The 21,334-nt window shown below is 41.0% G+C and carries 11 protein-coding genes; all 11 read right to left on the bottom strand.

Annotated features, from left to right (window positions below; genetic code table 11):
• Positions 1 to 34: 34 nt before the first annotated feature.
• Genes MKY23_RS15095 through MKY23_RS15045 form a run of 11 tightly spaced genes read right to left on the bottom strand, consistent with a single transcriptional unit; the run spans position 35 to position 21,323 of the window.
• Positions 35 to 703: a tetratricopeptide repeat protein gene (locus MKY23_RS15095; protein WP_339830542.1), complete on the bottom strand. Its 669-nt coding sequence runs from the start codon at positions 701 to 703 to the stop codon at positions 35 to 37.
• Positions 672 to 2,591 (bottom strand): hypothetical protein, encoded by a 1,920-nt coding sequence (locus MKY23_RS15090; protein WP_339830540.1) that lies wholly within the window; start codon positions 2,589 to 2,591, stop codon positions 672 to 674. The genes MKY23_RS15095 and MKY23_RS15090 overlap by 32 nt, the downstream gene beginning before the upstream one ends.
• Positions 2,575 to 5,013, bottom strand: a complete 2,439-nt coding sequence (locus tag MKY23_RS15085; protein ID WP_339830538.1) for a lantibiotic dehydratase — start codon at positions 5,011 to 5,013, stop codon at positions 2,575 to 2,577. Before MKY23_RS15085 ends, MKY23_RS15090 begins: the two co-directional genes overlap by 17 nt.
• Positions 4,985 to 7,522: a lantibiotic dehydratase gene (locus MKY23_RS15080; protein ID WP_339830536.1), complete on the bottom strand. Its 2,538-nt coding sequence runs from the start codon at positions 7,520 to 7,522 to the stop codon at positions 4,985 to 4,987. The genes MKY23_RS15085 and MKY23_RS15080 overlap by 29 nt, the downstream gene beginning before the upstream one ends.
• A gap of 31 nt (positions 7,523 to 7,553) precedes the next feature.
• Positions 7,554 to 9,167, bottom strand: a complete 1,614-nt coding sequence (locus tag MKY23_RS15075) for a hypothetical protein (RefSeq protein ID WP_339830534.1) — start codon at positions 9,165 to 9,167, stop codon at positions 7,554 to 7,556.
• On the bottom strand, positions 9,160 to 11,442 hold the full coding sequence (locus tag MKY23_RS15070) for a lantibiotic dehydratase (RefSeq protein ID WP_339830532.1): 2,283 nt from the start codon (positions 11,440 to 11,442) through the stop codon (positions 9,160 to 9,162). Before MKY23_RS15070 ends, MKY23_RS15075 begins: the two co-directional genes overlap by 8 nt.
• Positions 11,423 to 13,978 carry a lantibiotic dehydratase gene (locus MKY23_RS15065; RefSeq protein ID WP_339830530.1) on the bottom strand — a complete coding sequence of 852 codons (2,556 nt, stop codon included), beginning with the start codon at positions 13,976 to 13,978 and terminating at the stop codon, positions 11,423 to 11,425. Before MKY23_RS15065 ends, MKY23_RS15070 begins: the two co-directional genes overlap by 20 nt.
• A complete protein-coding gene (locus MKY23_RS15060) occupies positions 13,959 to 16,430 on the bottom strand; it encodes a lantibiotic dehydratase (RefSeq protein WP_339830528.1) in 2,472 nt (823 codons plus the stop codon). The genes MKY23_RS15065 and MKY23_RS15060 overlap by 20 nt, the downstream gene beginning before the upstream one ends.
• 8 nt (positions 16,431 to 16,438) lie before the next feature.
• Positions 16,439 to 17,569, bottom strand: coding sequence for a glycine oxidase ThiO (gene thiO / locus MKY23_RS15055; protein WP_090916280.1), 1,131 nt, complete (start codon positions 17,567 to 17,569; stop codon positions 16,439 to 16,441).
• A 29-nt stretch (positions 17,570 to 17,598) separates the two neighbouring features.
• A complete protein-coding gene (locus tag MKY23_RS15050; protein ID WP_339830524.1) occupies positions 17,599 to 20,058 on the bottom strand; it encodes a hypothetical protein in 2,460 nt (819 codons plus the stop codon).
• 11 nt (positions 20,059 to 20,069) lie between these two features.
• Positions 20,070 to 21,323 carry an MFS transporter gene (locus MKY23_RS15045; RefSeq protein WP_339830522.1) on the bottom strand — a complete coding sequence of 418 codons (1,254 nt, stop codon included), beginning with the start codon at positions 21,321 to 21,323 and terminating at the stop codon, positions 20,070 to 20,072.
• Positions 21,324 to 21,334: the final 11 nt, after the last annotated feature.

Raw genomic sequence — 21,334 nt, 5'->3', positions numbered from 1 at the left:
CTCCTATTTCTACTAAAAAGATTTTAATTGTTTTTTAATTGGTGTTTTTCAATTGTTCTAACCTGCTATTCATTTTTACAATCCATGACTTAACCTCCGTGTCGGCATGTAAACTGTAAGATTCTTGCAAGGCTTCTAAAGCCTTGGGATAATTTTTTAACTTCATATAACTTATCCCGAGCAATCGCCAGCCATAAGCATCTTGGGGATGTTCTTTCAAGTAAGGGGTAAGCCATAAGCATGCTTCTTGTTCTTTCTTAGTACGAATATACAGTAGCGCCAGTTCAGTTATTGCCCATTTTTTATGGACGCTATCTACATAATTGAGATATAACTGCTCCAGATCGTTCGTTCTATTTTGCTTTTTCAGAATTTGTGAATACAACGTAGCGTATTCCAAGTGATCAGGGTGCAATCGGCAAAGCGCAGATAAGCCAGTCGTTGCTTGCATCCATTCTTCCTTCGAAACAGCTGCTTGTACTAAATTATGCCACGCCTTAGAATGACTTGGGTCTTTAAGAACGACCTTGTTCCACAGTTGTGTTGCTTTGAATAGGTGGCCGTGAGCAAAATATACATTTCCAAGATGATAAAGGGAATTTGTATCCCTTCTCCAAAAGTAAACAGAGCGCCAAAAGAAAGATAGGATATAATAAGTCACTTTGGATCCCTTATGAGGAGATCGTTGCTCCAGTTTCTTCAACCAATATTCCCCCCGTGTATAACTTAAGTAATAACTTTCTTACGGAGGCCTCCTGCTTTTCTGGAAACTTGTTCAATAAATTGCCTATTGTGATTGGATTTTTGCATTGTGTAAGAACGGTGACGATAGCTGGAGAGATCGTGATAAAGCTATCTTTTTTACAATCATACAGTATACGTGTTTCCTTTCTCTCAATGGCTACGCTAGCGTACTCCTTCTCCTTACCTGGAACAGTTGATTGCATATTTTTTTCTAATTCCGATAGAGAGTAAGGTAAGGTGTACATTTTACATGAAGGTGAGAGCGACACTACTAAATCCTGCTTCAAAACGGGTTCAGCTTCTGAATCCGCTTTTCGAGGTGGATCTAAGAAGAGCTCCGTATCATCTACAGCCAGCACATCACGAGGAAAGTCGTATCTTTCCTTATGTTGAAGCTCCCCTACTAGTGAAGAGGCAAAGCTAAGAAAATGTTTACTGTCCCAACCCGTTTCTGTTTGGAAAGGATAACTCCGTTGCAAATCTTTCTCCGGGTTTTTCTCAGCGATCCGCTCGATTCCGTATTCCTTGGATTTATTCCAAAAGCTGCTACCCTCATAAAGACGGAAAATTTTGAAACGAATATAACGATCTGTCCATTCGGAATGTTCTTTCAAAAAGGATATAAATTCTGTAAATCCTTCCGGAGAAGTCAGCGGATAACCTAGAACGACAGAATGGTACACCGGAAGTTGCTGAGACCTGCATGCTTGCCAAGTTTGAAGCATCTTTTGCTTGAACTGTTCAACGTTATCCTTTTCAAGCCAACCCTTGATCTCCCAGTGGACCCACCGTAGCCCTCTACTCTTTAGCCATATCAATTCATCCTCTTTCAAGGATTGATCGAATTTGAGATAGATCCCCCAAGGGACTTCAGTATGTGATTTTTCCAAGCGTTCTCCAAAGTGTAGAGCTTCTTTCAGGGTCGTAGGTTCATACAGATACAGGCGTTTATTATCTAAGTGCTTGCTCTCGGTTAACCAGGAGAAAAATGAATCGTCCTGCATCCAGTTCTTCTGTACTCGAACATCTCGGTATGGAGTCCAATATTCAGCTGACTCTAATTCCCCGAATCCCCAGCTGACGTCATGCTTAGAGCTTTGATGCAAAATGAAGTCTTGAGGATGTCTAACAGCTATAACCTGGGCTAGATTCATCGGAGGATTGCTAATTAAAGCTCTCCCAAAATCCGAAAAAAACGGGCCAGCCCAGGAAATCGACGCATTTGAATTCTTTTCACGAATAAGGGCGGTCAGCGTGTAGGCTGAAACGATTTGTTGATCTGACTCGATCCAAATGATCCATTCTCTCTCTTCGGTTTCTATAATGGATTTCAGGAATGGCTTAAAGGGATTCGTTTTCTCGTCAGTAACGCTCTTCTCCAGTTGCGCTGTACTTTCAGTGGAATACAGTAAATTAATATCATTCATTGCTAATTGAGTTGGGAGATAAGGCAGTTGAAAAAGCTCTATTGCATACCGGATCAGATTTCTTGCCTCTTCTCGTTCGCGTACACCGCATTTTGTCTTCATCGCTTGTACCGCTTCAGGAAGTTTTTTTTCTATGAGGTCCCTTCTCAAAAAGGCCCTAATCAAACCTCTCACATACTCTTGATCTTCTGGTTGAATTTCGTTTCGAATATGCAGGTGATCCCATTCGGATTCAAGTTGTTGATACCGTTCTTTTACCGCATCTGAATCTACGACATCGTTCCAAAACAAAAGATTGGCGTCTACAAATTCAATCTCCGTATAAGAAGCTTGTACAGAAGAGATACAGGACGTTAACAAAAAAGGAATTTCGGAGGGATCTTTCAAAGGTGGATAGATTACTTTAATCGGAAGAGTCATGCCCATTTCCCCTTTCAACAAAGCAGCTTATTCTTAATTCGGCTGTATGATGTTGCTCGTGACCTTTGGTCAGCCACGTTTCGTTCAGACCGGGTAACATTTCACTTAGAGTACATTCCTCGTCAGTCCAGAATGCATTCCACATTTCCAGAAGAAAGTAGTTCTCAAAATCAATATAAAATGGTTTAGGCTGATTCGAAGTTTTGACAAATGCTTCTTTGGGGAGTCCGTTTACCAAATGAAATTTAAAAGCAGCATAAAAAAGTTCACTGGAAGAGCCTTTATATACTCCATCCCAGAAATTTTCCTTTTTGATCTGCCATTTAGCTCTTTGCACAACTACTTCCCCCATCATCAATCTTGGAGTGAATGAGCCTGTGTTAATAACAAATGGCACCGCTTTAGGTAAAGCGAAGAACGAATGTACCATCGTGTGAAGTTCACCGTTATAAATACGATACATGCCATCGTCCTCTGGAAGAGATATAGCAACACCGTTGTCTAAACATTGCACCTTCGCTTGAGCCAGGGGAATTTTTTGATTTGGGCTATTCGATATGCTGCTCATTTGTGCGGTTATGCCAGGATATTCGAAGGGTACAATTTTAAATCGTTTATTGGATAACAGATTCAACATAGGTTGATGCATTGTGCTGCTTTTAATCTTGTTTTCTAATTGTGCCGTTAGATTTTCTTCATCATTATGAAATTGCAATGCCCATCCCCATATCATAACGGTATCGTGAATTTCTCCGAGTATAACTTGATAAGTACCATCGTTCTTTTTGGCTAGCATCAGGTCGGGAGAGTTAATCCAGCCGAGGTCTGAATCAAATTCATAGGGTGAATCGTTAGGAAGCTCAACAACAAAGTCATTGCTCTTTTGTACAAAGGATTGCACGTGCTGCTCTGTATCCGTTTGTATGTTTTGCCATCGATTTTCCCAGATCTGAGCTTCAGGATGCTGAGTAACATCCTGTATAAATTTCAGATAAGGTACCTCTTTTGCTGACGGATATAGGGCGGTAAATATCTCTTTCGCCAGTTTTTGCTGTTTCTCATACTTTTCTTGGCCATGTTTAGCGCAGAGATTGAGCCATTTAGGTACGCTTTCCCGAATAACCGCTTCAATGGTGCCACCTATCTGTAATTCATCTAATGGACCGTGGCTTTCTTCATACAAAAGAGTACGGTCTGCATATATAGCCCCACCACTTCTTCGGGGATTCTCCCCTGTCCATTCCGTGAAAGACTGCTCCAGTTGGGTCAATGCATTCATCTTTTCTTCCAATGGAAATGAGGCATATGAATTTTTTAAATCCCAGAGCCAATTAATCCTTTGTCTCCATAAGGTTACTTCTGGATGTGTGGGTAAGACTGGATTGTTCAGCCACTCTCTTAAACTGCGTAGGGCATCTGGTTCCGTAATGGAAATGGGTATTTCAATGTCAACCCATTTTTTGCTTTCGAGCCTCGATAACATTGGTTCTGTTTCTTCGTACGTCCAAGGTAAATGATCCGTCAGCTCCAATATGGTTTGAAAATCATGAGAAAGCCCCTCAATCAATGGATGATAACGCTCCTGAAGTGTAATGCGTTTCCCGGAATGAGGGAAATAAAGTGTGGAGCCTTCCTTGTTAAGCAGATAAGATAATTTCACACTACAATAGGGTCTAAACACTTCTCTGACCTTCAAGACGTTGACTAAACTGGACACCGCCCAGTAGGAAAAAAAGGTTCTCCGCTCCCTTTCATGTCCCGAAACGCTAATAGTGTATGTCACGTCTTCATCAATATTTGTTAATTTGCCGTATTGAATAGGACCAAAATAACTCGTGGTTTCATTTTTTGTGCAAAATCGTTGCAGATAGGAAATTAATTGTCTCTCTGTCCGCTTTACATCTGCATTCCTTTTTTCTAGAGAATTCTGCAGATAGGGTAATAATGCGTTCTTATACATGGATGGGCTTTGTTGAAAAACAGCCTCTTGTAATCGCACGTTCTTAAAGATGTCCTGTAATTGACGTTGTTTTAAACAAAGTTCCTCTTTGAATACTTGATTACTTTCTTCACAGACCATTTCCAAACGTTCAACATTTATTTGATAACGTTTTAATTCATCTAATACGTTTGAGTCTAATCCACCTGTTTCAAGGCTTGTGATGAGCTCCGGATGTATTGGTTTTCTTTTCGACATCGTTTTGCGAGCTTTTTTCCAAAAAGGAAGTACTGCGTTTGAGATGGAGTCGGCACGTTCCAATTCCTTCAATTGGGTAATACCCTGTTCTATAGCTCTCTCTATGTCATAGCGTTGATGAAACGTTTGAACGGTCTTTTCAAAGCGAAGTTGTTGTATCCATTCCACAGGAAACCCGGTTGAGCGTAAAATAAATTCAGGAAAGTGCTCCCACTTTGGAGTCACGATACCGCTCACCTCCTAATCGTTCGGATACGGATGTTCCTTTTTGAAAAACAGTTCCCCTCATCTCAAAACAGTACTTGCCCTCCTCATCTTTAAGCCACAAATGATCGGGCGAGGGTTCCATTTCAATGAAAGTTACACCTTTATTTTTTTGGAGTAAACTATGGAGCAGTTCGATCGCAAAGAAATTTTCGAAATCAAAGAAAAATGGCTTTTTCTCTGAATCTACCTTAAAAAATACATATCTTGGAAGTTGGTATTGTTCACGAAGACGTTGCATTTCAACAAAAATGCCAAACGCATCTTTGGCGTTACGCAGCCTTTCTAAATTTGCTTCTCCGAGTTCCCAACGTTCGCGCTGAAAGATTACACCGTTAATTTCAATCCTTGGTGTATGCTCCGAAATTCGGACTACAGGCGAACTCACACGTGAGGGAGCAAAAGCCCATAAATGAATGTTCTCGTCCCCGCTATTGTATAAATAGAGCTGTCTTTGATCCTGATCTATTAATTTCAATTCCCGATCTTCATAGGTTACAACTAGATCACGAATGGACACTACGTCTTGAGCTCTTGTGGATGGTGTACCAAATAGTTTGATAATCGTGCCCGGAAAAGTTTCATGAATAAGTCCTTTGTGCCTCCTTGTATTGAGGATGACAGAGAGGTTTTGGTACATGGGCATATCGGAAATCATGTGATTAATCTCTTCATTTACCTGCTCTCTTTTCGAATCAAAGAGAAGTTGTGAACCCCACATCGCAATAAATTGGTGGACCTCACCCAAAATGATTTTGTAATCTCCTTTTGATAGTGCATCTAAATCCTTAGCTGAAAACATGACATCTGGAGAAGTATGACACTCCTCAAATTTTCTGAAGCGTTTAAAATGCTCGACATCTTCAGAGGTGATGTGAGCGATTGAACCTTCCTGCCGAATTTGAACCAGTTCATCAAGCAGCGTATGAAATTGGTCTAATGCAGCAAAAGAAAGGTCAACCTTGGCTTCATCTAATAAGGCTTGGGATTGATATATAAATTCTGAATATGGAATATGAGTTCGATTGTCTTTTATTTTTTCAAAGATACGTTGAGCAATGGTTTGGTAATAATCCCTCATTACATCACCGTAGGCGGCACTTAAATCAAGAACCGGTTTGAGCCTTTCCATAAAATCATCGTAGAAATTCTGTCCAAACGATAGCCTATCAATGGTTCCCTTACATTCTTCATAGTATAACGTTCGATCCGCATACATTTGCCCTTGGCTTCGCCGTGCCGAGGAACGAGTAACTTCTTCAAAAAGTTGTTCCATACGATCGGTGACATCTTGACGATGAGCTAAATCTTTCGCTAATGCTTCTTTTTTCAAATGGATAAACTGCTCCAATATGTCGAGCCATTTTCTCTTACTGCCGTTGTTTAGCGGAAGATCCTTTAACCATGAATACAAGTAACTTAACGGATCAAAAATGGTAGAAGGAATCTCAATTTCAAAAAGAACGATGTTTCTATCGGCCAGTTGTTTGATGTACCTCGTAAGTTCAGGAATACTCAGACCCAATTTTGCTGACAATTGATGCAGATTTTGCTCTTCATTCGATATTTCCTGGACAATCTTTTCGTACTTTGTAGGGAGTAAAACTTCTTTATTTAGGTGTAAAAAGAACAGTTTATTTTGTTGGAGTGTACACATCGGGTGTAGTCTGGGAATCAGAAAGTTTTGGATCTCCTGCTCTTCTGTCATACCTTTGGCGAGCTCTCTGACCATCCAGAAGGAGTAATGGACGATACGTTCTGTGAATTTGCCCGAGTGTGCTTCATAATGCACAGGTTCATGCGATTCCATATCCCACTCTGCATAATTCATTGGTCCGAAAAAACTGGCGGTATCATTTTTCGAACAAAAACGTTGCAAATAAGAATAAAAACGCATTTCCAGTGTTCTAATTTTCGAAGGTCGACTCTCATAGTCCCGATGTGTCATAAAACGAGGATAGGAAATATTGAAAACATCCGGATTAGAGATATATACAGCTTCTGCTAAATACGGATCTTGAAATATTTTCTGAAGTTGTTGCCTATTCATCTTTAGTTCTTCAAGAAATTTATCCTTAGCCCCTCTTATAGTTTCATGGATAAGCAGATCAACATCATGCCATCTCTGCAAACCTTTACGCATAGGGTGATCCGAAGGAAAGAATTGATTCACTTCCTCCAGTTCACGGTTTCGTATCACATTTTTTGCTAGATATTTCCGAATTCGGGACAGGAGGTGTAAGATCGATTTTTGGTTCTGTTCGGCATACAGTTTGACGGACCGAGGAATGATGTCACGTAATAATTGTTCCGTTAGTAATTCTTTATCTTTCTCTAAGGAAGCGACAACGATTAACTGCTGCATAGTTTCTTTCCAGTGGAGCTGCTCTAGTATTTCAAAAGGAAACCCCGTTTTTCTGACAACCAATTTTGATACAAACGTCCAGTCCAAATTTTCGTTGATATCCATCCTGTTCATACCTCCAAACATCGTATTCTAGTTACTGTTGGATTAACGGATTAGGAATATGGATCGGATAAAAGGGACGACCGATTTTCGTAATCGGTAAACCCAGATCCAATTGTGGTTTTATCATCATGGAATCATGTTGTTGTAATATCTCGACTCTTCTCCTCTGCAGCGAAGCGATCTCCTCATCACCAAACTCAATTGCCATAGACGCCGACTGTTCCAGCCAGTGGACAGCTTGATCGAAATTATTGTCATTGTAGGAATAGATCGCCAGCTCCTGGGCAATAAAGGCGGCATGGAACACGTCGTCAATCCCTTTTGCAATTTCATAAGCTTGCATGATGTGTGCAATACCCTCTTTTTGCCGACCGGACACTACAAGGAGTGCTCCCAATCGGAAATAATAAGTTTTGCTAAACGCTGCGGTTGTGCCACGGGTTATGAATTGGTCAAATTTTTGCCAAGTCGCCAGTGCTTTATCGCTCAACCCCATTTTTTCAAAAAGTACACTTAAATTAGAAATAACATTAATTTTTAAATGAAGTGCATCTCCTGCTTGATGGTTCTTAATTCGTTTCAGAGCAGATTGACTGTACTCTAAAGCCTCACGGTAGTTCTTTTCCCGGAAAGCAGACAATGCACGGACATTAAATAGCCAGCCCTTTTCAATATCGGCTTCTTTCCCTTCCAACTGTTCGGCCTCTTGCATCCCTTTATTAATACAAGACTGTGCTTCGTCTTCCTGATCCAGTCGTTTACTAGAGAGCAGAGCCAGGTACATGCAGGTTGCAGTTCGTTTCTGAGCATTCATTGAGAGTGAAAATAGATGTTTGTAACAAGCTATTGCCCTGTTGTAGTTGCCAATGAAGGCGTATACAAGCCCCTTTTTCATGCAAAAGGTTGCTAGGCGTTCCTTATCGCTAATCTGTTGCAGTCCTTCTTGAATCAGTGCCAGACCAGCTTCATAATTCCCATCCATAACCAACCGCTGAATGGTTTCCTCAATATCGTAAGTGTCGCTGGATTCACGATGCTGAAACCAGGATAACGAGACTTTTTCATCGAAGGATAAAGACCTACTCTGTGTTACTTGTTCAAATGGGGCTTCAATTTCATCAATCTTATATAGGCTCTTCTTCCATAACTGCAGAAGTTCAAAGCGCAAGAGTTTGCATTCTTCATCCCAGCTTGCTGGAACCTCGCCAACATGTATTCGTAGTCTCATGTTTCCCTTCAATGAAGAAAGATAACTGATAAATTGAAGACTAACTCGGTCCGCCTCTGCTAGGTTATAAAAACGAATTTGTAGAGGACTGTGATAACTTACAAACTGAATTAACTTGGATATGCCCCAAACGACGCGAAAAATCTGTTCGGATTCTTTGGATAACCTTCTTTCGGAAGAACCTGCAGCCAGCGCTTCTAAAGGGTCTATACGCTCGTTAAACGATTCTTCTGGGAATAAAAATTGTAACTCAGCTGAGAATCGTCGCTTCAACTCGGGGTGATGGTTCTCAACAACGTCTCGAAGTTGCCACCAGCATTCCTTTAACCCGTAGAATGAATGGAACAGTTTCTCTTCGAAGGAAATAGAGACTCTGATTTCTTTATGCGTAACAAAGGTAGAAGGATCTTTATACATGTTCTTCTTCCTCCTTTGTTCCGATTTTGTAAACACCCATTCTGAGCTCGCAAGAATGGCTTCCTTTGTTTGAGGTCAACCATAGATGATTCGGGCCCGGAAGCATCTCTTCAATCATCACATTGTCATTGTCCATTAAAATCTGCTGCATCAGTTCAAGAGAAAAGTAATTTTTGAAATCAATAAAATAAGGTTTCCTAACGTTAGATCCTTTCATATAAATGATTTCAGGAAGGCCTTCTTTTATTCTCCATTCCTCGCTTTTCTTCATTAATTCAAGGCCATGCAAACCTTTAAAGGTTAGATCCAAGGGTTCTGCTTCAAAGCTCCAACGTTCTCGTTGATAAACTACACCATCAATCACGATTCTAGGTGTATGTTTTCCAGTAGATATAGGAACATGAAGCAGCATAGGTTTACTAAATATTGCAAAAGGCAAATAAAATACTTGATCGGCCAGAGGGATGTAAAGCTCTATTTGCTCCAAGCTGCCTTTTCTCATAAGAATGAGATGTCCTTCATCATTTGTTGTTACAACTAATTCGGACAAGTGTAAGGATGGCTTACCCTGCGCGGGCTTCTCTGCGATCTCAATGACTTTGGATGGATAATCATAAAAGGCTTTATTTCTGCGCATCACTTCAATTCCGGCCAGCGTAGTACCATCCGTCTGATCCATCTGCTCCAATAGTTGAACCAGCTCTGTCTCCAGACTTTCTTTTTCTCTGTAAAAATAGGTCATCCAATTATTCATCAATAAATGATGATGCAGCTTGGCCAGAATGATTTGTACGTTGCCGGTTTGTAAATCTTCTGTATTCCTGGCCTGAAGAAATAGATCCGGTAGAGCGTATAATGAACGATTGGAACGTTTGATCTGCATGGATTTGGAAGATAGTTCGACTTGTTGCAACTCCGAACCCTTCTCTTCAACCATTTCTCTCAGATGTTGTGTAAGCGAAAATGACGGCAAAGTGGGTATATCCGGGTAGTGCTCTCTTAATTGCTCTATAAATTTAGAAAAAGGAACGCCTTCACGATCTACCGTTTCCATTCTTTCGAACACATTTTTCCCAAGCTGCTGGTAGTGGTTCCACACTTCTTCCCCGTATGCTGCGCTCAGATTCAGAACCCCTGACATCTTGGACTCCAAATCTTTAATAAAGGGGGCTCCCAAAGTAAAATGCTTGATATGTCCGTGAGCATCTTCGTAATAAACAAACCGGTCTGCATATAAAGAAGCTTTGCCACGTCTACTTGGCTTACCCGTTAGTTGCTCAAATTTCTCTTCGAGTTTCTGAACCCATTCTATCTTGGACGTTATGGGTTGTTCGGCCAATTGCTCTGCTATTCCACATAGTTCCTGTAATTCACTGCACCATTTTTCTTTCACTTCGTTATCTGGCAGAGCTCGAAGCTGTTTCAAAAACATAGAAATGGGATGAACCAATGTGGATGGGATCACCCATTCCTTTCGTAAAATTCCTTTGGAGGTGAGTTGATCTATCCATTTTTTAATTTGTGCTGGTGCAAGATGCGAATGTACCTCCATGACTTCCGCAAGACATGGTGAATACTGCTGAATATAGCGTAATATAGACATCAACTGTGCAGGCAGTTTGATTCGATTTTCTGAAGAGATTTGAATTTCATTTTTCTCTAAAATAGTCCGGGCAGAAATATGCAACGGGACGTAGGCACTAAGTTCCTTTTCAGCCGCCACAGCTTTAATAAGTTCCTTAACAGCCCAATAGGATATAAAGGACTCTCTATCTTGTAAATAGCTTCGATGATCCCATTCTCCATTCCAGTAGCAAGGCTCTTCACGATCTACCTTTCCATAATTCAATGGACCAAAAAAACTAGCCGATTCGTTTTTAGCGCAAAACCGCTGGAGATAAGAAAATAGTTTTTTTTCGATTCGTTTTACCTTGGAAGGTCTTTGGGAAGCTGAAAAGTGTTGCATATATCGATCAATATGCTGATACATATCTGGGTTGGATATAAAGATAGCCTGCCGAAAGTCTTCCGTATCAAAAAAGTATTTTAGTTTGGTTCTTTTCTCCGCGAATTCTTTTTCAAAGACAATCTCCGCTCGCTCTTGATTGGAATCCTGGTTTAAAAGGAGTGAGGTTTGCTCCATTCTTAACTCAGCTAACCATTCGAAAGGAAAACCTGTACTTCTCAAAACGAAATGCCCAAACCACTGCCAACCACTGGAAAAATCATGCTCATGCGGCGAAGTATTTTTAGAATTATCTGTTAACAGATTCATTAGCTAACACACCCTCTAAATTTGTTGAAAATGGCTGATGGGAGTATGTAAATCCCATTCTGAATTCACAGGTTTGCTTACCGTGTCCACCCTCCAGGAATAGCTGGTCTGCTGCAGGCAAAAATTCCGTAATTTCAATAGAAGAAGTATTTTTCATGATCCGGAACAACCAATCTAAAGCCCAGTAATTTCGGATGTCGACAAATACCGGCTTCTCAGTATGCGACCACTTTACAAAGAACTGCGTTGGAAGATGATGAGCAGCCTTGAACTTGTAACCTTCTTTTAGAAGTTCATATCCAGATGGTACAGTCTGGCTTTGATAATCCCGTGTATTGATCTTCCATTTTTTTCGTTGATACACCATTTCTCCAACATAAATTCGAGGTAACATTGTTCGATCATGCGAATCCAATAGGTTTATTGAAATGATCCGGGGTAAAGAGAATGCTCCATGAGCTATGGTTCTGACATCCCCGGGATAAAGGATGATTTCCTTGCCTTGATATTCAAGAGTTAGATGTTCTCCATGTTTGACAACATTCACTTCGCCAATAGGAATAACGTGTTCCCTGCTTTTGGTGGATTTCGATGCGAGTTCAATGGTCCAACCAGGTAACTCCGGGGTGACATGTTTATGGCGCCGGTTAGAAACAACACTAGACATTTGAGATGATACAGGTAAAGCAGATATAAAATCCTGCATCTCTTTTTTCACTTTCTCATTTTCGGGATGAAAGAAGCCGAACACACCATCATAAATCGTACTCCAGTCATCATGTATTTCTCCTAATACAATTTGGTAGGCTCCCTCTTCAAGATCCCTTACTGAATGGGCAGCAATCATGAGATCCGGGCTAGGAAAACTAATTGGTGCACGTGAATACACCTGATTTATGATTTCTTCATATTCTCGAATGAACTGCTCTACTTGATGCTTATCAAGCACATACCCCTCCGTCGTCTCCTGGAGTACTGAACTTGCTTTTTTTTCAAATTCATTCACTCTTGATGAAACAAAAGTTACGCCAGGGTTATCCAGACTCTGAATGATCTCGGTATAAGATATGGAGTCCCTCTCCCCTCTTAATTTTTCATAAACAAGAAGAGCGGCTTCCTGATAATCTAACCAGCGCAAGGCTGCAGGGATTTTTAAAAATTCCAATACGAGAACGCTTTGATTATATAGCCGTTCATAGAGCTCTCCGCCGATCTGTAAATGGGTTACACTGCCAACACAATCTTCGGTAAGAATCAACCGATCACCATAGAGCGTACCCGCTTTACGGCGAACTTCATCTTCATGCCACGAACCAAACCACGTTTCCGTTGCTTCAAAAATACGGGCTTTTTCAGGCCATGCCGAAGCTTCGAATTGATCTCTCAGTGTTACAGCTTCTTCCACTAACGAAGCCCAACGATTTCGAGCATCCGGAGGTAGTTGCTCTACAATTCGTTTTAAATCCTCTAGTAATGGGACCCTTGTGGCACAAAGCTCAACCTCATGCCGAATCGCTCCAATTTTTTTGAGTTGTGCAAGCATGTAATCTATTTTTTCAATGGGCTCATCTATTAAGCGGGCTAACTCATGTGGTTGCGTTTGACCGTCGATTCGTTTTAATAGAGAGAGATAGACTTCTGGAAGAACCCTTGTTTTGTCCGTGAAATGATACCTTAGTCTGTTGTCCACCATGGTAACTAACGGATTTTTACTAGGAGCAATATGTCTCAGAACAGCAGGATCACTACTGATTTTTGAAGCCATTGCACGTATGCACCATTGACTAAAAGTAGCTGCTTTTCTCTGTAATGTTCTTCCCTCTGTATGCTGTATTTCTAACGAACGAGCATTCTTTTGTTCAAATCGCCCGTAGTTAATCGGCCCAAAAAAACTGGTTGTATCGTTTTTCGTACAAAAACGCTGCAAATAACCAAAGATTAAAGATTCATTTTTGCGAACCTCTTTATTCAAAGAGGGGCCTTCCCTACCAGAATGTTGCCATAACTTGGCGTGCCTCTCCAATGCTTCATAAGCAGACGGACTGCTAAAATATACTGCTTCCTGAAAACGGGAATCTTCTGCAATTTCCTTAAGACCTGCTCTTATTTTGCTGAACTCTTGTTCAAATTTCTCCTTTGCCTCTAACTCAACTCGTGATTCCTCTTCAAAAAGAGCATTCCACAAAACAGGGATTTCCCTCCATTTTTTCGGGTAGTTTCTGGATAACCACCAACGCACCATTTCGCCGGGAATAGGGGTTCTTTTAAAAAAGTACTTTCTAACCTTGTTCACTTGGTGGTGGTGTTGCTCGTTTTCCGTCTGACTCCATTCCCAACTCATCATCAGATCGTAAATGGTTTGAAGATACCGTTTGGCCAACTCTTCTTTACGCTGTTGAATATCTTCCCAACGCTCTAGTGAAACGACTACTTTTTGAGAATTTAATCTCTCCACCATGTCAAAAGGAAAACCTGTCGTTCGAAGGATCATTCTATCCATCAACGTCCACTTCTTCTCATGATTGGATAACAGCATGTTGAAGTTCCTCCTTAAGGCTGTTCTGCTTTATGGGAGGGCGAATCATAATGCCCCTGAGTTCACAACAATAGCTTCCCTTCTCATTTTCAAACCAAGTAGAGTCTCGGTTCGGCAGTAATTCACTGAAGGTTACATTCTGCTCTGGAACCAGATGCTTAAGGAACAAATCAACTAGATAATAATTTTTGAAATGAATATAGAACGGCTTTAACTCGCTCTCCAGACGCACAAATACCTCATCAGGAAGTTGATACTTCTCCTTTAAGAGCCAGGCTTCTATAAAACGCTTATTCTCATCCGCTGTCAAAATGCTGTGCCATTCTTCGGTTGACATGGTCCATGTTTCACGCTGCAGTACAATGTCACGAAACAGAATCCGTGGTGTATGCCCAGGAAGTTTAAATTTGGGTACGACAACATTAGGTTCAGAGAAAACAAGCGATACCAAATCGTCTGGTTCTCCCATGTGTGGAATAATCCGCTCATGATGTATATCCCGAATCAATAGTTCCCCGTTCTCTTCGACCACATATAATTGGCTAAACGACAACACGTCATCTTTGTTTTTCGCCGAATAACCCATGAGTGTAATACTTCGATTGAAAATTTCTAGAAAGAAATTTTTTCCGGCTCTCTGCTTTAAAACCACATTTACAATATGCTTTCCGTTAGGCAAGCTTTCGATAGCCTGTTTGACCTCTTTGATCCATGGATCACGATTCGGATGATAATAAAGCAAATTACTCATCCCTTGTGTTCCCCAATGAACCTCGCCAATGATCCACTGGAAGTTTCCTTTATTGATTTCATCTATGCTTTTGGCTTGAATCATGACGTCTGGGGACGTAACACATAGATACTGCTCTGCTTCTGGAAGATCGATGACGTTTTCCACCCATTCCTCCTTCAGTTCAACGACCCTACTATGTTGCAGTTCCTCTTCATCAACCCACTTCTTCAAGAGTTCAGAAGGCGATGCCCCCTCTACCTCTAATTGAAATCTTTGCTGCTGTAGAGCAAGTAAAAATACTAAAAAAGGAACTTGTTGTGACCCAGAATCGTTACTTAATTGCTTGAACAGCTGCCTGGCTTGAGATTGTGCCAATTTCTTCTTCTGATTAGCCAGTGTCCAGCCCCAATCTAACAAAGGAGATATACGATGTTCTAAATCTTCCTTTATTTTTTCGGATAAAATGAACTGGGTCACATCTCCTGCGCATTCTTCACAATACAAACTACGATCCGCATAATTTTTCCCTGATGATTGATATGGCTCCATACCTGTGAGATTTTTAAAAAGTTCGCCGGCTTGTTGAATAATCTTCACTTTACTTTCCGCGTTTCCGTTACTGTACTCCCATTGCCACTTCTTAAATTGACTCAAATGTAGTAGCCAGCTTTCTTTCCGAGAGCTTTCGGGTAACTTCTCAACGAATTTGATTAAGTCTTCAAGTAAATGATGTTTGGAAGGTGTCAATCTGAACCCTCGAATGACGATACCTTTGTTGATCAAGAGTTCCATCTGTTTTAAAACAGCAGCCGAATGGCTACCGAGTAGGTCGTTCGCTGATTTCAGTCCGTCACATTGCTGTAAAATTTTAATGATTTCGGTTCGGGTTCCTATTTTTTTACCACTCTGAGCATGCACAATGCCTGTATCGTCCAGATAAAAACTATCATGTAAAGACAGAGGGAAAAACCGGCTCCATGTCTCTTCGCGATTGATTTGATGAGCTAAAGACTCGACCGCCCAATAGGCAAGAAATGTTCGTCGTTGGCTAGGGATGTGTCCCGTTCTTGTCAAACCAATATTCTGATTTTGTTCTTTGAAAGATCCGTAATTTAATGGGCCAAAAAAACTGGTCGTATCATTTTTGAACAAAAACCGCTGTAAGTAACTAATATAGGTTCGTTCTTCATAACGTCTTCTGGAAGGTTTCATTGAACTTGTCTCTTTTTGAAGATAGCTGTTCAACGAATTCCATACCTCAGGGTTTGAATGGGCGATGGCTTCTTGGATGTCTGCTAGGTTTAATAGGAATCGCAGCTGGATTGTTTTCCTATTTTTCTCTTCATGCAGAACATGTAAGGTGTTTTCTTCTTCCTTCACTAGTGTTGCTCTTTGCTTCTCGTATTCTCTAAGCCATACTTCCCCGGGAGGCAGATTGTGAGGCCAGTCATAAGTTAATAAAGGAGCATATTTCGTGATCCGTTTTTTTACGTTGTATAACGTTTTAAACACAGGATCTCCCTGAGGGTAGATATGTTGTGCTGCAATAACCCATTCATCAAAAGTAGTGAGAAACCATTCCCGTTCTTTTTCTAATTGCTCTCTAAGCTGAGTTGTATGTTGAATTTGATTTATTGTCTCTGTAAATAAAAGCGTGTCCATCAGATGTTGAGGAAATCCAGTACTGCGTACAATATAATCCGATAAAAAAGACCACATCACCGATTTCACCTCATTCCTGCAGCTGTGAACCGTTCGAAGCCGAACGCATTCAGCAGATTGGGAGTTTTGTTCATTTCCAATTCCTGAGTTACTAGATGTCCCGTTATACCGCTAAGCAGGACACCATGCCTTGTATGGCCGGTCGCTAGATAAAATCCTTCCCATTCAGGGACAGCTCCAATAATCGGTTGTCCATCAGAGGTAGCAGGCCGAAGTCCAGCCCATAATTCCTGAATTTCGCAACGTTTAAGCTCAGGCACGTAGTCAAATAAGGGGAGCAATTGTTCCAACCCTTTTGGAGTAATAGCTTTGTTAAATTTCTCTCTTTCGTTGGTTGCTCCCAACACAACAGTGCCATTTGGCTTTGAGAGAATATAGCCTCTGGAAGTGTTAATCATAACGTTCAGATCGATATTTCCCTGTTTTAGTACGATGATCTGCCCTTTTAAAGGATAAACGGGAAGCTTTAGCTTGGCCCATCTTGCAAGTAAAGCAGACCATGCTCCAGCAGCCAATACAGTCGTTTTAGCTCGAATCTGATCATTGTGATTCGTTAAAATTCCGTGCAGTTTTTGGTTTTGTTGAATTAGCTGAACAGCCTCGGTCTGTTCTTTGATCGTTACACCTAACTTCCTCGCCATTTTTGCTAAGGCATGAGAATATTGTACCGGGTCTACATGGTATTCTCCTGGACTGCGGACTGCCATTTGAATATGGGGAGATAGCAAAGGCTCGATCTCTCTAGCTTTTTCAGCGCTCAGTACGGTTGTCCCCGGATTAGCTGCGGATTGAAGCTGAAAGGTATCCTCAAGAATTGAGGTCTCTTCGTGATTTATGGACAGTCTCAATAAATCCTGTTGAACCAGTCCGCTGCTGATCTGTGTTTTGCTTTGAAGTTCAGGTATCCAATGGAGAAGATATTGAAGTGCTTCTCTGGATAATCTAGCGTAAGGATGTTCCTCACTTGATCCTTCGGAGACAGTAGTTAACAAGCCAGCACGGCCTCCCGATGCTTCCTGACCAAGTTGTCCTTTCTCTACGATGACAACCTTCGCTCCCTTTTGCGCTGCATGAATGGCGATAGATAGACCGATAACGCCGCCTCCTATAACACATATATCAAAGTTCTCTCTCATAAGTTCCTCCTAACCTTAACGTTATACTGCTAGGTCAGATTCTCATATATGACACTGAACCGGAATTCCGAAGTATACTTGCTGTCATGACGTTCAAACCATAGATCATCCGCTGATGGTAACATCTCCGATATCACTACAAGCTCATTTTTCTTCAGAAGCTGAATCAGTAATTCCAAGGTGAAGAAATTTTCGAAATCAACGAAAATGGGTTTAGGCTCGCGATCTCCCCTCACATATACATAGCGAGGCATCGAATATGTTTCTTTGAACTCTATGGCCCATTCAATAAGCAACCCATCGTTAATGTCTTGATCACTCGCACTCGTTAGAATCTCTTGACTGTTTAGTTTCCAGCGTTCACGCTGATAAACGACCCCATTAATCTCAATCCGGGGCGTATGTTCACCCATATGAAGCGAAAACGACTTGACGGAAGGGAAACTAAAGATCTGATTAAGAGGTTCAACATCCGTCTCCAGGTCCATAATCTTTTTATGTCCGGATTCTACAATATAAAAGCGATCATCATAGACTAGATCTAATTCGGAAACCGCTCTTACTTCATCTTGCGATTTCATGGAGCGACCTAGGTTTTCAATAGTTATGCCCCCGCTTAGTTCTGGCCTAAACGTCTTCCCGGGTGCTCTTGGCCCTACATGTTCAAGCCAAAGGGCTTGTAAACGGTCACCTAAATGATGATAAATCTCCGCATTGAGTTGATCTCTTTCAGGGTAAACGGAGTCAAGCACGCTCCATACCTGTATACCACTGTGAACTTCACCCAATACCAATTGATATTGCCCTTCATTTATCGCTTCCGCATCAGGCGCCGCCATCATTACATCCGGGCTGAATAAAGCCAAATCTGTTGAAGGAAATTGAGAACAAAATCGTTCAATCTCCTCTCCTGTAACATTGATTTTGTCTGAATCTAGGGGAATTCCTTGTAGCATTGTAACTAGCTTATGATCAAATGCCTGAAGTTCTTTGTTTACGTACTCCAGTGCATCCTGTTTGCATTGTTGCATATGCAGTGCGAAGGAAAGAAAGTTAGGTTTGCTCTCAAATTTCTGATACTGTTCATAGGCAAACGTTGTGAATGCCTGGTGTTCAATACCAGCACGGCAAGTTAATAAACGAAAAATAGGGGTTAATTGCGCTTTCCATTGCTCCTTTAAATCCTGTCCAATCAGACAAGTGCTTACATCTCCATGAGCCTCTTCATATACGATCATTCTGTCGCTATAATGCTTTCCTTGATCTTTTCTAGAAGAAACTCCGATATGTTTTTCAAAGGAGATTTCAAGTGATTTTAGCAGCTTTCGACGTTGTTCAAAGGTGCTGCTATGATTCCATTCGTTTAAAAGGTCAGACCATTCATGGGCAATTTCTTGCCAGGCCGCCTTCGAAGCACAGTCATTGGGCAGCTGATGGATCCATTCTTTTAATTCGTGAAACGTTTCAAATACGGAAGTGGGGAAATCCACCTCAAGAACCAGGACACGTTTTTCTTTTAATTTCAAAATTCGTGACAGACATTCGGTTAAAGGCAAATCTAGAACATGAGCAATCTCACTAACGTTCTTTATTCCGTTGCTCTCTTCAATAATTTGTTGATATAAGTTTGGAAGCCGAAGCAATTTGTCCGTTGCTACTTGTCTGAGCTGTGTATTTTCTCTTTTCAAAAATGGGCTGAGTTTGGGTTTCAGATATGGCTGCACATGTATATCATTTGCAATTTTGTCAGCTAAGCTCTGTACTGCCCAGTAAGCAAGAAATATTCGGCGCTGTATTTTACCGTTAACACGGACATCTAGCCGGCCAGGTTGAGATGTAAACACGCCGTAGTTAGAAGGCCCATAGAAACTCGCCGTTTCATTCTTTGAAGTAAACCTCTGTAAATACTTCGTGGCCATCTTTTCCTTTTTTCGCTGGCTGTTAGCACGAGATGAATCTAGCTCACTGTTTATGAACAAATGTAATCCGGTCTCATATGCGTTCGGAGATGACAGGTAGGTCGCTTCTTGAAGATTTTCATTTTCCATAAATATTTGTTGCAAATGTCGGCGATTTCTCCTTAACTCGTCTGCAAAGACCGTGTTTATTTGATCGGATATTTCCTTCAATGTATCGAATAATTCTTTTGTTTCCATGAGCCGACGATTCTCAATCTTACCTAGTAGTTCATCACTTCCCTCACCTGCTGGCCAGGTGTAGAGATCCAGTTGGCGATGTAATCTCTTTCGTTGTCGATTTGTCAATTCAGGCATGTTTCTTAGTGCGACTTTAAAATCCTTAAGCGCTTCTTTACACTTGGCTTCTTGCTGTTTCTTTTCATAAATCAATGCTGATGTTTTTAGAAAAGAAAGTTGTTGTAACCAATGTAAAGGAAATCCTGCACTCCGAAGAATGACATGTGGGAAGAAACGCCATTCTCCTCGGTCTAACTGTTTCCGTGTAGGATCTGCTGTCATTTCTAATGTCATTATTGCACCTCCTAATTACTGATGTTCTTCGTCATACTATCTGGTTGATGAATGTTGTTATTCGCATTGTTTAGTCTGATTCGACCAAAGATTAACATTCCGATTGCCAGAAGTCCTACGATAAAACCGGAAGTTGCATAGACCATAGTTGGCGTGAAAGCTCCAAACAGATATCCAAATAAAGAATAAGCCATAAATTCCCCGATCCAGATCGTTACTGTATGAAATCCAAAAACTTTACCTAAGTGTTCATCTGCCACTCTTTGTTGTACTAACGTAACTAAAGGAACATCGACGAAGGGTTGAGTTATCCCTACCATGAATAATAGGATCAGAGGAAGCCAGATGGAGTCACTAAACGGCATGAAAAGAAATGCGATTCCGCCTCCCAGCCAAGCAAGCATCATTGTACGGTATTTGTTCTTAATTGCAAGACGAGCCATAATAATGCCTGCAATCAGGTATCCAAACCCATCGGCGCTCGAAAGAACACCAAAACCCGAAGAGTCTAAGCCAATTTCATTTGAAACCATCAGATTACCTAAGTGGGCAATCCCCCGACCAAAACAGGTAAATGCGGCAAACGTAATAAAAATGGAGAAGATCAGTCGATCTTGGGATACCAATTTTAATCCGACGCCTAAATCTTTGAACAGATTTTTGTTCTTATGCTCCACCTTCACTTGCTTAATCTGCACAGGCATAAGTAAAAATACAGAAATTATAAATAGAATAGCGTTCATAATCATAATTTGTCCCGTACTAAGCAACGTTAATGAGAATCCAGCAAATAACGGTCCAATGAGCCAAAACCCCATTCTCACGCTGTTCGTTATGGAGTTGGCTTTCATTAATTGCTCTTTATGAACGATACCTGGCATGGCAGCTCTGTATGCGGTCATCGCAAATAAACGCAGAAAACCTAATATGAACGAAGCCAACATAAAAATGATTTCATTTAAGAGGCTAGAAAAAGCTAAAAGTCCCATTACAACCATGAGCACAGCTCTTATGGCATTACAAAACATCACAATTTTTTTGCGGTTAAAACGATCTGTTGCCACTCCAGCGACCATGCCAAAGATAATTTGCGGGATGGTCGTAAGGATTAAGGTTAAAGCCAAAAGTGTAGTCGAATTGGACTCTTTCCAAATCGTCCAGGTTATTAAAATCGTGGAGAAACTCTCTGCAATGGGTGAAACAATTTGGGCAGATACCCAAAAATTAAAACTTCTATTTTTGCGTAAAGGTATGATCTCTGACAAATGAAGTGCCT

Origin of the sequence: Paenibacillus sp. FSL R7-0272, from assembly GCF_037969905.1 — a bacterium.
Lineage (GTDB): Bacteria > Bacillota > Bacilli > Paenibacillales > Paenibacillaceae > Paenibacillus > Paenibacillus polysaccharolyticus.
The sequence above is the reverse complement of the archived record's forward strand: the minus strand, read 5'-3'. Positions and strand labels throughout refer to the sequence as shown.